The following is a 12462-nucleotide window of genomic DNA, read 5'->3' as shown; positions in this document are numbered from 1 at the left end:
AAGGCTATGGACCGCTATTAGATGAGTTGCATAAGCTGGAGAAAGAGGCGGATGCAGCGCGGCCGGTGTTGGGTGGGGTTGTTGCGGTGTCCGATAACTCTTAATCAAAGACACTTCCAGGTGTCTAATCCACAAAACAGTTAAAATAGATTTATGTGTGACAAAGAATCGGATCTAGAGAGCCAATCACTGTCTACCCAGGAATTTGCCGCTCGCACCATTGTTGGCCGATTTCCCTTAGCAACACTTAAGAGTAGAGATAGTGCGGCTGGGCAAATCTTTGAGGTATCTTTTCAAGAGAAAATTCTTTTAATACTCGATAAAAGAGGTGCAAAGTATTACTTTCCCACTCGTCGCAAGCGAATTATCAAGTGGGAGAAAATCACCACTGTCGCTCTGGCTCGCCTAATTGAATACATTCTTCGCGACTTGGCATCAGCTGATTACGAAGTATTGACAGTAACAAATAAGCAAATTCTAAAAAGACCAATTCATATCAGCAGGTAGGTGCGATGCCCAGATTGCAAAAATGGCGATGATATTAAGATTATTAAGCGCTGTGAGACATTGGCAGAGGAAGAATCACAGATTTATACTCCGATTAGCCGATCTGTAGAAATAAATGGCGCCGAGATTAAGTGCATTCGGTGTGGCTGGATTGGAATTCGAGAACAGCTCAAGCGACGAATCAGGAAGCCACGAAATTAAGTAGCTACGGACTAAAAAGAGCGGAGGATGAGGGATTTGAACCCTCGAGACTTTCATCTACGCGTGTTCGAGACGCGCGCACTCGGCCGCTATGCGAATCCTCCGAGGCAAGATTACAGCAGTGTCACCCTCTTTATTAGACGGGCAAAGAATCGCGGCACCTGAATTGCCAAAGAAGTTTTTCATTCAATGCCCAAAGTCCCCAGCACGATGATCCAGCCCAAAGCCGACTTAGAAACCAGGCTCAACACGATGTAGGCCTTTTCTCCGTAAACATAGTTTTTCCATTTTCCGATCTTCTTATATTGCAGCCACATATTAATTGCAAAACTATTAAAGAAAAGGAAGGTCAGTAGAAAACCGAATCGGGCATAGACCGGAATGGAATCGGCGATGTTATTAGTTGATACCCAGAAGTAAAGGCCACCCATTATCCAAGGCACGATTCCGGCCAGGACACCGATATTAAATGCCAGCCAGTTCGTTTTCTCCGTTAGTTGATTGTATCTCTCCATCATCAACCCCATTAGGTTCATAATGAAATTGAGCGTAAAAATGAAAACCACACTTGAGATTTCAATTAGACCGCCTAGCATCATCAACACGACAAGCATTAGGGAAGAACTAATTGCATACTCCCACCACCGTGCAGGATTTATACCGTTCTCAATGTTTATCTCGTACTTGCGCACATATCTAGGCGATGAGATAAAGAGATGAGCGATTGCCGATAGTAAAAGAAAAATTGGACCAATGAATGCAATCGGAAACTCGAAAAGTGTTTGGCTCTCTGGGCGTATCCCATCAGGTGTCTCGGTAAAGAATCGAGTGATGACGGGAATCGTGGTCTGATCATTTAAAATCGAGAAAAGCGCAATGGCCTGAATTAGGTGAGTTAGCCCTGCCCACCTATTGAAAGTCTGTAATTGCTGGCCCGTTTTAGTCTCTGGCTTCACACTTCCCCCTTAGAAAAGCGCAGAATACCGTGCTGAATATTTCAATTTCCAGCTCATCTAATTACGCAACACTTATGTTGCGTAATTGCAAAACTTGGCCTAGAGTCTGGGGGTAGCCAGTCCAAGTGAGAGAAGAAAAATGTCAAAGAAGTATCGCCTTGCCGCGCTAACTGGCGCTTCCGCAGTATTTTTAGCTCTGTTGACCGGCTGCTCATCCAATAATGACCAGGCCAAAGATGTCACTGAGTTGACCGTTTACTCGGGTCGTTCTGAAGAATTCATCTCCCCATTCTTCACACAATGGGAGACCGAATCTGGAATCAAGCTCAATATCCGCTACGGAGATTCCGCTGAACTTGCCGCCCAAATTCTGGAAGAGGGAAGTAACTCCCCTGCCGATTTATTTCTCTCCCAAGATGCCGGATCCCTTGGCGCAGTGGCGCAGGCCGGTTTATTTACGGAGTTAAGTGATGACGTCGCCTCTGCAATTCCGGCTACGTATGTGGCTGCCAATCGCAACTGGGTCGGTGTGACAGGTCGCGCTCGCGTCTTTGCTTATGCACCAGATCGCATCAAGGATCTTCCAAAATCGTTTACGGATTTAACAAATAGTCAGTACAAGAATCAACTCGGTATTGCGCCAACTAATGCCTCATTCCAAGCATTTCTCACTGCGTTGATTAATGCAAAGGGTAAAGAGTTTGCGAAGACCTGGTTAGAAGGGCTGCAAGCAAACGGTGTAAAGATTTTCCCGAAAAATAGTGCAATTGTTGAAGCTATCGATAAGGGAGAAATCTCCATCGGATTGGTTAATCATTATTATGTTTGGGAAGTCAGCAAGGGGCTCGGCCGTCCAATTGATGTCAAGATCGGCTTCTTCGCACCCGGTGATTTAGGAAATCTAACCAATGTATCGGGCGCTGGTGTTTTGTTATCAAGTAAAAAGTATCAGGCTGCCCAAGATCTGATTAATTTCCTAACTTCTGCGCCAATACAGCAAAAGTTTGTGACAGAAACACATGAATACTCGCTAATCGAAGGTGCAAAGGGTCCAGCTGATGTTCCGGCCCTAGATCAAATCGGTTCTCCAACTGTTGATCTGAAAACCTTACGTGATATCAAGACCACGCAGGATCTTCTGGTTGAGGTTGGCCTGCTGTAAAAATGTCCACAACAGTTCTCGATGGCACTCGTACAGCACTGTCTAAAGGTGCACGCAATCAGCGTGTAGCCAAGGCCTTGCTAAACGGTGCCGTCGGGATTGTTGCGGCGCTGGCAATGATTCCAATTGGGTATCTGCTGGTGCGCTCTAGCCAAAAGCCGGTCAGTGAAATTGCTCAACTGCTGTTGCGCCCGAAGACTTTAGAAGTTCTTATAACAACAACTGCTCTGGTGCTCAGTGTGGTTGCAATAACGGTGGTGCTAGGCGTTGCTATCGCCTGCGGACTGCACTTTGTCCGCTTGCCGATGCGCCGTTTGTTAATTATTCCGGCGGTTCTACCACTTGCAATCCCTTCCTATGTTTTCACCTATACCTGGATTGCTTTAATCCCCCAATTTTCAGGGCTGCTCGCCGCAATATTTATTTTATCTGTCACAACTTTGCCTTACGTTATTTTGGCAACACTTTCCGGGCTGCGAACCGTTGATGGCGCACAGTTGGAAGTGGCGCGTTCCTTGGGGCTATCAATTCCGCAAACATTTAGCCGAGTAGTCTTTCCACAAGTAAAAGGACATATCAGTGCGGGGGCGCTGCTGGCCGCGCTCTACACAATCAGCGATTTTGGTGCGGTCTCGCTATTAAATGTGGAAACGCTGACTGTGACAATCCAGAACATGTATCGCGCTTCATATGATCGAAGCGCCGCGGCTGTTATTTCACTGGTACTAATTGCTTTCTCTACCATCGTGGTCTTAGCAGATGAAAAAGTAAAACAACAAACCCCAGATAGCAACGTTGTAAAAGTTTATTCAACAAAAAATTCACTCATCAAAAAACCAGTGCTGCGCTATGCGGTTATCACATCACTGGCGCTATTTTCCTCAGTTGCCGTGGTTATTCCCTTTTATGTTTTAATCTCCCGTTTTTTCAGTAATCAAGTCGCTATCCAATGGAGTGAACTTGCGCGCACATCGATTTCTACAATTTTTGTGGCAGCCTTTGGTGCTTTGATTGCGCTACTTTTATCCGCACCGCTCGGAGCTGTTTTATCGGGTACCAAAACTGGCATTGGTCGAAACGCACAGCGCCTCATCACCATTGGCCATGGTTTACCAGGTGTGGTTGTCGGTTTGGCCTTGGTTTCGATCGGCTCTAAATTAGGAGCTTTGTATCAGACAACATTTTTATTGGCCTTTGCCTACGCACTGCTCTTTCTCGCAAAATCGATAGCCAGCATGAGCTCATCGCTATCACGTGTTCCGGCTAGCGTTAAGGATGTTGCCGCAACTCTTGGCATGAATCAATGGTCGGTCATTAAAAAAGTTGTCGCACCAATTGCAGCACCCGGTATTGGACTAGGAACTATCTTGGTATTTTTAACGGCCATGAAAGAGCTGCCCGCCACTTTGATGCTTCGCCCAACTGGTTTTGATACCTTGGCGACGCAGATTTGGTCAGCCGCTTCTATAAATCGATTTAACGAAGCTGCGCCTTATGCATTAATCTTGGTAATAATTGCTGCGCTGCCGACATTTTTGATTAGTCGTCCTGATAAAGCAGATCGCACATTTGTCGACGAGAGCATTAGGAGTGAAAAGTGAGTTCGCTTGAGATTTCACACCTAAGCGTCACCTTAGGGAAAAAATTAGTTCTTGATGGCCTCTCATTTTCACTAGCTGAAGGTCAGATCGCTGCATTGCTTGGGCCATCAGGGTGTGGCAAAACTACCTTGCTGCGCAGTATCGCTGGTTTAATTACGCCCTCTCATGGAACTATCCGCTTTGGTAAGCAGTTGGTTTCACTCTCATCTTTGGTACTGCCGTCTCATAAGCGAAAACTTGGATACGTTCCCCAAGAGGGTGCGTTATTTCCTCACTTAAGCGTTGCCGAAAATATTGCCTTTGGATTAGATCGCTCAACCTTCACAAAGGATCAAATCCGTCAAACAATAAAAGAGATGCTCACTCTCATTGAGCTGCAAGGCTTTGAAAACCGCATGCCCAGCCAACTCTCCGGAGGACAACAAACCCGCGTCGCTCTGGCTCGCGCCCTTGCTATCAAGCCAGCCATTGTTTTATTGGACGAGCCGTTTTCGGCCCTCGATGCCGAACTGCGCGGTGACCTACGCTCTGATGTAATCGATTTACTGCGCGCGCAAAACACCACCGCAATCTTGGTAACACACGATCGCGAAGAGGCACTTGTCTCAGCCGATGTAGTTGCACTCATGCGTCAAGGCAAAATCATTCAGCAAGGCTCCCCTGAGGCTGTGTACTCGGCTCCCATTTCCTTAGAAACTGCTATTGGCACAGGTGATGCCTTGGTCTTAGATGCCACAAAGTTGGCAGATGGCAGCACTGCACACCTTTTTAATTCACTTGCTCACACCTCTGCCATTGAAAAGGGTCACATAGTTATTCGTCCCGAAGAGATAAAAATCGACCGCAATCTCTCGGCGGCAACCACCATTGGCCTGGTCGCAAAGATCGATTATTACGGCCACGACGCTATGGTCAGCGTTGATATTTCTGGGCAAGTTTTAAAGGTTCGAATTCCTGGACCTTTTGATTTTATTTTAGGCGAAAAGGTTTCGGTTCATCACACTGGCCCCCTTAGGTTCTTTGCAAACCCAAAAATTTCATAATTATTTTTTTATAATTTAGAGTCAAGCGGTTCTTCGTTTTTTCACATAATCGCTAATTACGTAGTCACCCAGGCTTGCCGGATCGGTCGCAAGAACTTTGCCCCCATTACGCCGTGCCATATTGTCTAAAAATTTTGCTAATTGTGGATCATCACCTAGGCGAAACCAAGTTATCGCAACCTTGCGCCGGGTCATCTCATCAATAGCCTGCACTGTTAATTTAATAGTTTCATCCTCAGGTGGCCAGTTAAACCACCACTGGCCATCACCAATAAGGTGTGCAGTTGGCTCACCATCGGTCACCACCATCACAATTCGCTGAGCGCCAGGATGTTTATCTAAAAATCTTCCAGCCAGCATAAGTGCATGTTGCAGATTTGTCCCTGGGGTTTGGCTTGCTTCAAGATCTGGAATATCCATCGGCTTTAATACATAGGCAAGGTTTGAAAAACCAATTACCTGTAACGCATCAAGCGGATACTTTGTCGAAGATAGCGAATGTAGAGCAAGTGCCATAGTTTTTGCTGCGCCCCAAGTGTCATTCATCAACATCGAATAAGATTGATCAACTAATAAGACAACTGCAGCCTTTGTCAGGTTCTCCGTCTCGGCTACATCAAAGTCATCTGGATGCAAAAAAGTGGCGTCGCCGGTGGCAAGTCGCCTGCGTATTGCATTTTGCGTGGTTCTGACAACGTCAATTACACCGTCATCACCAAAACTCCATGAGCGGTGGGTTCCTGTTGCCTCCCCAGATTTACCAGATCGGTGCATCTCATGCTCGCCGCGAGCCGTGCTGTCCAAATGTTTAAAGACTTCAGTCAAGGCCGACTGACCGATACGACGAACTGCTTTTGCAGATAAGCGCATCGATTCTTCACTTTTTACAAGAAATCCCTGATCCTGTAGGTCCTTTTGTAACTGTTGCATAGCTTCTAATTCATCTCGCAGCGAGCGCCCCATAACGCGCTCTAACAAATCAAGATCTATCTGCGATGGATCTCCCATCTCATCGGCGCCACCGATTTGATTTGCTAAAGATTCCAGATCCCCCATCTGGGCCAGCGCCTGCGTGGCCTGCGGCAAGCCTGAAGATTCCTGGCCATTAAGGGGGGTTCCACGACCACGAGAAAACTCTGGTCGCAACGCTTTGAGATTTTCTTGCAACTCGGCCATCTGATCTTGTATCCCCATGTCACTGAGCCCTTGTTGCATCGCATCGATGAGTTCGGCGCGTTGCTCGGGGCTCATCGATGCCAGCATGCGATCCATTGCCGCTGATTGACGAGCTAAATCATCGATGAACTGATCTAGTGTTTCTGGAGCATCTGGAAAAAAATCCTTGTGCTTTTCGATGAACTCTTGGTACTGATCCGCAGTGGCACGACCAGCGCGATGATCGCTAAGCAATTGATTTAAATCTTGCATCATGTTGGCCATAGCGGCCTTATTTTCCGGTGTTGCCATCTCTTTTATTGATTGACTCATCCCAGCAAACTGCTGATCAATCACATCGCGGCGCAAACTATCTTTCATTTCTTCAAAAATATGTTGCGCCAAGGGTGAGCGCCATTGGTAATTATCAAGTTCTTTCATGGCATTGGGAACATCCTCAGGCAGGGCGCCGAGTATCGCCTCTGCAAAGCGAGCATCATCACTGGGATCTGGAAATAGCGCTCCCAGTTCTGCCTCGAGCGCCTCCGTGAGCATCTCTTTCAAATCATCTAATAGGCCACTCATTGATGCAGATTTACGAACCTTGTCATAGCGCTCACGAATTTGACGAAACATCTGATCTAAACCTTGGCGGCCCTTGCTGCCAGATCGCATAAGATCTCTTAACGCATCTTGCACAGACTTACCTTTTAGAATTCGCTCGCCTAATTCATCAACGCCAGCTCCTGCGTCAACCAAAGATGCCAGCGGATCGGGGCCGCCCCTAAAGGAGCCATAGATGTATGGCTTACGCGACTTCATTGACTTTGCGCACTAGTCTCTTTACCACCGTAAGTTTGTGTTCCATTTCGTTCATTCTTATCAATGCGCCTGGTCAACCACAATCCCTCAGTTGCAAACTCAAGACATGCTGCAACAAGACCGGCAGACTCTGCCATTCCTGATTCACTTGCAATAACCAAGGAGCTAAGCCCTTCCATCGGCCCTACGGTATCTAGTATCGCTTTAGTGCTAACTAAGTCGGAGGTCTCAAAAGTATTTCCAGAGTCAAACCAGTCGACCAAATTTGATAGGAAAGTTCGCGTCTCTTGTCCACTCAAAAGTGAGCGCCAAGTGGCGGCAGTAGCTTGGCGGGCAAGCAAAATCAGTGTTTGAACTTCAGATCCCTCTTGCGAAAGTTCAAACTCAACTTTTCCACGTAGCGATGGAACAACATCGACCAGGTCACCGATGCGCACAACTGGCTCAGCTTCACCGTTGATTGCCGCCCGTCGCAGCGCAGCACCTGAGAGCTCTTCAATACATGCGATCGAGAATCGAGCCGAGACTCCACTGCGTTGATCAACCGAATTAGATTCACGCACTGCACTAGTAAAGCGAGCAACAGTTTCGATAATGTGTTGCGGTACAACTGCCTGTATCGCCGCCTCTTGGCGCAACAGTTCTATTTCAACTGCAAGATCTAACGGATAGTGGGTACGAATTTCAGCACCGAAACGATCCTTCAACGGTGTGATGATGCGACCACGGTTTGTGTAATCCTCTGGATTAGCACTTGCCACCACCAACATATCTAGCGGCAATCGCAAACTATATCCGCGCACTTGAATATCTCGTTCTTCTAAAACGTTAAGTAATGCAACTTGAATTCTTTCAACAAGATCGGGTAACTCATTAATGGCAAAGATGCCTCGGTTTGTGCGAGGGACTAATCCATAGTGAATTGTTTCTGGATCCCCAAGTGATCGCCCTTCCGCTACTTTGATTGGATCAACATCTCCAATTAGATCACCAACAGAGGTATCTGGAGTTGCGAGTTTCTCACCGTAACGCTCACTGCGGTGACGCCAAGTGATTGGTAGTTGATCTCCCAGTTCACCAGCCAAAGCAATACAGCGCACACAAATCGGCGCAGTTGGTTCATCGTTAATTTCACACCCGGCGATGTGTGGACTCCACTCATCTAATAAATTTACGAGGCTACGAATTAGCCGAGTTTTCCCCTGTCCACGCTCGCCCAGCAAAACAAAATCATGACCGGCCAGCAACGCCCTTTCCACTGCTGGTCCAACTGTTTCTTCAAATCCAACGATCCCCGGAAGCGTCACCTTTGCTTCGCGCAACTGAGCCAGCAAATTCTCTTGGATCTCAGATTTGACGGTGCGGGCACGATAACCACCAGCGATTAGTAAGCCCAGTTGTCTTGGAAGATCGATCGGTTCCTTCGGTATCTGTTTCATAGTAACGGCAAGGTAGATGAGCCAGAGGGTTCCTGCAACCGCAAATTAATTTACAGCGCTAACAATTTTAGGCATCAACGCCCCGTAGGCAGAATTTCATTTTCTAATATCGCCCACTCTTGATCTGAAAATAGACGAGACCGGATTAAAAATCGCATACCTTCAGGGGATTCAAGTGAAAATCCACCACCGCGACCAGGTACAACATCAATTGTTAGATGAGTGTGTTTCCAATACTCAAACTGAGTGGCAGACATCCAGAATCCGATTGCTTCTGGGATGTCCACCACTCTCAGTTCTGCCAGCAACACATCCGAGCCACCAACACGGAATTCACCGGCTTGATAGCACATTGGAGAAGACCCATCGCAACATCCACCCGATTGATGAAACATCAAAGGGCCATGAATTGCATAAAGAGTACGCAGCAGATCTTCGGCTGCGGCACTTACCTCGACGCGAGGGGGCTTGTCCATATGAATGTATCTCTCTTTCTCGTAGCTACTTTATTTTAAAAGAAGCCAAGTTTATTTGGATTGTAGGAAACAAGCAGGTTCTTTACCTGCTGATAATGATTGAGCATCATCTTATGATTTTCTCGACCTATACCAGAAGCTTTGTAACCACCAAAGGCTGCTCCTGCTGGATAGGCGTGGTAACAATTGGTCCAAACACGCCCTGCTTTTATTTCGCGCCCAGCACGATAGGCGGTGTTGGTATCACGTGTCCACACACCAGCACCCAGACCATAGAGAGTGTCATTAGCGATTGACATCGCCTCGTCGTATCCATCAAATTTTGTAACGGAGACAACTGGTCCAAAGATTTCCTCCTGGAAAATACGCATCGAGTTTGTCCCTTCAAAGATCGTTGGAACCACGTAGTAGCCACCAGAGAGTTCACCGCCCAAATCTGCGCGGGATCCACCTGTTAGTACCTTTGCGCCCTCTTGCTTACCAATTTCTATGTAAGAAAGAATCTTCTCTAGCTGATCATTAGATGCCTGTGCACCAATCATGGTGGCGTTATCTAAGGGATGGCCCATAACAATTGCTTCAGTGCGCTTTACCGCATCGCCCAAGAACTTGTCATAAATTTTGGCATCAATTAAAGCGCGTGAAGGACAGGTACAAACCTCTCCTTGATTAAGGGCAAAGAGTGCAAAGCCCTCTAGGCACTTGTCATAGAAAGCATCATCACTTGCGGCAATATCTGCGAAGAAAACATTTGGACTCTTGCCACCAAGTTCGAGGGTGACCGGGATTATATTTTCAGATGCATACTGCATAATTAGGCGGCCAGTTGTTGTCTCTCCTGTAAATGCGATTTTAGCTACTCGAGGCGATGAGGCCAAAGGCTTTCCAGCTTCAACACCAAAACCATTAACAACATTGACTACACCTGGTGGCAAAAGATCTGCAATCAGCTCCATTAAAAATAGGATTGATGCTGGAGTTTGTTCTGCCGGTTTTAGGACAACACAGTTTCCAGCAGCCAGCGCCGGTGCCAACTTCCACACCGCCATGAGGATTGGAAAGTTCCACGGAATGATCTGGCCAACAACACCAAGCGGCTCGTAGAAATGATAAGCAACTGTGTCATTGTCTAGTTCACCTGCTGAACCTTCTTGTGCACGAATCGCTGCTGCAAAATAACGGAAGTGGTCAATGGCCAATGGGATATCAGCATTTAAAGTCTCGCGAATGGGCTTTCCATTGTCCCAAGTCTCAGCAACTGCAATTGACTCCAGATTTGCCTCAATCCGGTCTGCGATTTTATTTAGAATGATTGCACGAGAAGTTGCTGATGTTTTTCCCCAAGCTGGGGCCGCTGCGTGCGCAGCATCAAGTGCTTTATTTATATCCGCTTCATTACCGCGAGCAATTTCACAAAAAACTTTTCCTGTTACAGGTGTGACATTTTCAAAGTATTTTCCGGAAGAGGGCTTGACATATTCTCCGCCAATCCAGTGGTCATAACGAGCCTTAAATGTAGCTTTGCTTCCAGGCAATCCGGGAGCAATGTAATCGGTCATGTGCTTTCCCTTTCAAGTAAAGAAATTTTCTCTACCGTGTGGAAAATTACACCTCTAGCGAAAAACTGGCAATACAAATTTCAAAATATTTATTTATTTCTTCAAATTGCTTTTACACACACGAAAAAGGCAAAGCAACAAGGACTATATGGAAGGGAGGAATTAAATAACGCTTTTTATTCTAACGACGTGGCTTATTTAGAAGTGAATCAGAAATTTTTACCTTTCCTGTAAAGAGACCTAAATCTTTACCATTGCCCTTTATGTAAGATTGGGAAATCGTAATTGCACCATTACGGGTGGAGGCACTTCCCTCATCAAAACCAAATGCATTATTCGTAATCGTTGTGCGAGTGATTTTGCGGGTACCCGATTTTGATGATCCATACATCATAAATCCGTAAGCATTATCGGAGATGTAGTTATTTTTAAGAATCATGGTGTCAACACCGGTCACATGAAATGCACAGTGAGAACCGCTCATTTGCGAGTTAGTGAGCGAGATTGATCGCAGCCCCGACAGGGCGAAAAAATCACCACTAGTGCGACCAGATCCAGTAAGAATTGATTGATCAATGGAAATACTGCCCTTTCCTGACCCTGATTCAATCCCCGCACCATCACCCTTGTCATATTTAAGACGCTCTGCCACCAACACTCCCTCAACAATGCTGGCACCTTTTACACCCGAAATCTTTCCACCATAAATTTCCAGCCGCCCCGAAGGCGTAATTTGAAATGTGGTGCTTGCTCCCGATGCTTGAAAGTCTGTCAATCGCGCAAAGCCAGAAATCTCCATTCCAACCCAGTTTTTTCCCGCCAAAACTAATCCTGAAGGAGCAATCAGTGTTCCTGCCACAATTATTTTTGCACCATCTTTCACATTTATCACGGTGTTAGCGGCGACAGTTACAGTTTGACCCGCCGCAATCGTGACATCCCCATCAATTCGAGTTAGAGAATCCCAAGTTTCCCCCGTTGCTGCATGCACCGGTGAAATTGAAAGAGGCAGGGAAAGAGCGATTGCCACAGTGATTTCCCAAACGCGCATACGAAAGCCTGACACAGGAACGCACAGGTGTCTTTCTGAAAATTTTGCCCTAAAAATCACTTAAATCTATTGCTAAGCCAATGCCCAGCTGCCTATATTGTCATCATCAGAAGAGCGCGGTTGCTCCTTGCTTTGGTCATTCTGCTCGCTGCCACAACGCTTGAAGCCACAATCGCTGATTCAAAGATTTACAGGCTCTCTATGACCGAGCAGATCGACCAGTTCTTCCACCCCAATGGCATATTAATCAGCATTTCTGTTAAGACCACTCCCTTGATTGCCAAGTTCCACGATGACACCGCTGCACTATGAAGGCGCATGTTCGAGTACGGGATCTCGCAGGGGTGAGGGGGGTAGCGTTTATTGGGTATCTGTTAACTCTTAAACCTTAGGTACTAAAAGACCACCCCCGAGATACTCAGGGGTGATCCTTTGACTGTGTCAGTGTTTAGTTACGTGGTTCAATTTGATGGATTGAGAGTGAACCTGA

Annotated in this window: 11 protein-coding genes and 1 tRNA gene; 5 read left to right on the top strand and 7 right to left on the bottom strand. The window is 46.6% G+C overall.

What is annotated here, in order from left to right; genetic code table 11:
• Positions 1–153 precede the first annotated feature (153 nt).
• Positions 154–507 (top strand): hypothetical protein, encoded by a 354-nt coding sequence (locus tag AC9UEP_RS04800; protein ID WP_509544503.1) that lies wholly within the window; start codon positions 154–156, stop codon positions 505–507.
• A 222-nt stretch (positions 508–729) separates the two neighbouring features.
• Here AC9UEP_RS04800 and AC9UEP_RS04795 read toward each other — a convergent pair.
• Positions 730–812, bottom strand: a tRNA-Ser gene (locus tag AC9UEP_RS04795).
• Between the two features lie 78 nt (positions 813–890).
• Positions 891–1664 carry a heliorhodopsin HeR gene (gene heR / locus AC9UEP_RS04790; protein ID WP_509544500.1) on the bottom strand — a complete coding sequence of 258 codons (774 nt, stop codon included), beginning with the start codon at positions 1662–1664 and terminating at the stop codon, positions 891–893.
• Between the two features lie 139 nt (positions 1665–1803).
• On the opposite strand from heR, the gene AC9UEP_RS04785 reads away from it, so the two are divergent.
• The 3 genes from AC9UEP_RS04785 to AC9UEP_RS04775 are packed head-to-tail and all read left to right on the top strand — an operon-like array spanning position 1804 to position 5470.
• Positions 1804–2826: an iron ABC transporter substrate-binding protein gene (locus AC9UEP_RS04785; RefSeq protein WP_509544498.1), complete on the top strand. Its 1023-nt coding sequence runs from the start codon at positions 1804–1806 to the stop codon at positions 2824–2826.
• A 2-nt stretch (positions 2827–2828) separates the two neighbouring features.
• The gene (locus tag AC9UEP_RS04780) at positions 2829–4427 is read left to right on the top strand and encodes an ABC transporter permease (RefSeq protein ID WP_509544495.1); all 1599 of its coding nucleotides are present in this window, start codon (positions 2829–2831) and stop codon (positions 4425–4427) included.
• Positions 4424–5470 carry an ABC transporter ATP-binding protein gene (locus AC9UEP_RS04775; protein ID WP_509544492.1) on the top strand — a complete coding sequence of 349 codons (1047 nt, stop codon included), beginning with the start codon at positions 4424–4426 and terminating at the stop codon, positions 5468–5470. Before AC9UEP_RS04780 ends, AC9UEP_RS04775 begins: the two co-directional genes overlap by 4 nt.
• Before the next feature lie 21 nt (positions 5471–5491).
• On the opposite strand, the gene AC9UEP_RS04770 is transcribed toward AC9UEP_RS04775, so the two are convergent.
• The 5 genes from AC9UEP_RS04770 to AC9UEP_RS04750 form a co-directional block, all read right to left on the bottom strand.
• Entirely contained in the window at positions 5492–7447 is a 1956-nt protein-coding gene (locus AC9UEP_RS04770) for a VWA domain-containing protein (protein ID WP_509544489.1), read from the bottom strand.
• Complete coding sequence (locus AC9UEP_RS04765) at positions 7444–8886, bottom strand: sigma 54-interacting transcriptional regulator (protein ID WP_509544486.1); 1443 nt, start codon at positions 8884–8886, stop codon at positions 7444–7446. Before AC9UEP_RS04765 ends, AC9UEP_RS04770 begins: the two co-directional genes overlap by 4 nt.
• A gap of 74 nt (positions 8887–8960) precedes the next feature.
• Positions 8961–9362 (bottom strand): DUF779 domain-containing protein, encoded by a 402-nt coding sequence (locus AC9UEP_RS04760; protein WP_509544484.1) that lies wholly within the window; start codon positions 9360–9362, stop codon positions 8961–8963.
• A gap of 35 nt (positions 9363–9397) precedes the next feature.
• Positions 9398–10921: an acetaldehyde dehydrogenase ExaC gene (gene exaC / locus AC9UEP_RS04755; protein WP_509544481.1), complete on the bottom strand. Its 1524-nt coding sequence runs from the start codon at positions 10919–10921 to the stop codon at positions 9398–9400.
• A gap of 181 nt (positions 10922–11102) precedes the next feature.
• Positions 11103–11972: a right-handed parallel beta-helix repeat-containing protein gene (locus AC9UEP_RS04750; RefSeq protein ID WP_509544479.1), complete on the bottom strand. Its 870-nt coding sequence runs from the start codon at positions 11970–11972 to the stop codon at positions 11103–11105.
• A gap of 69 nt (positions 11973–12041) precedes the next feature.
• On the opposite strand from AC9UEP_RS04750, the gene AC9UEP_RS04745 reads away from it, so the two are divergent.
• Entirely contained in the window at positions 12042–12284 is a 243-nt protein-coding gene (locus AC9UEP_RS04745; protein WP_509544476.1) for a hypothetical protein, read from the top strand.
• Positions 12285–12462 lie beyond the last annotated feature (178 nt).

This window comes from Candidatus Planktophila sp., assembly GCF_040402315.1.
In the GTDB taxonomy this organism is placed as follows: domain Bacteria; phylum Actinomycetota; class Actinomycetes; order Nanopelagicales; family Nanopelagicaceae; genus Planktophila.
Note: the sequence above shows the minus strand (reverse complement) of the source record. Positions and strands in the feature narration are given on the sequence as shown.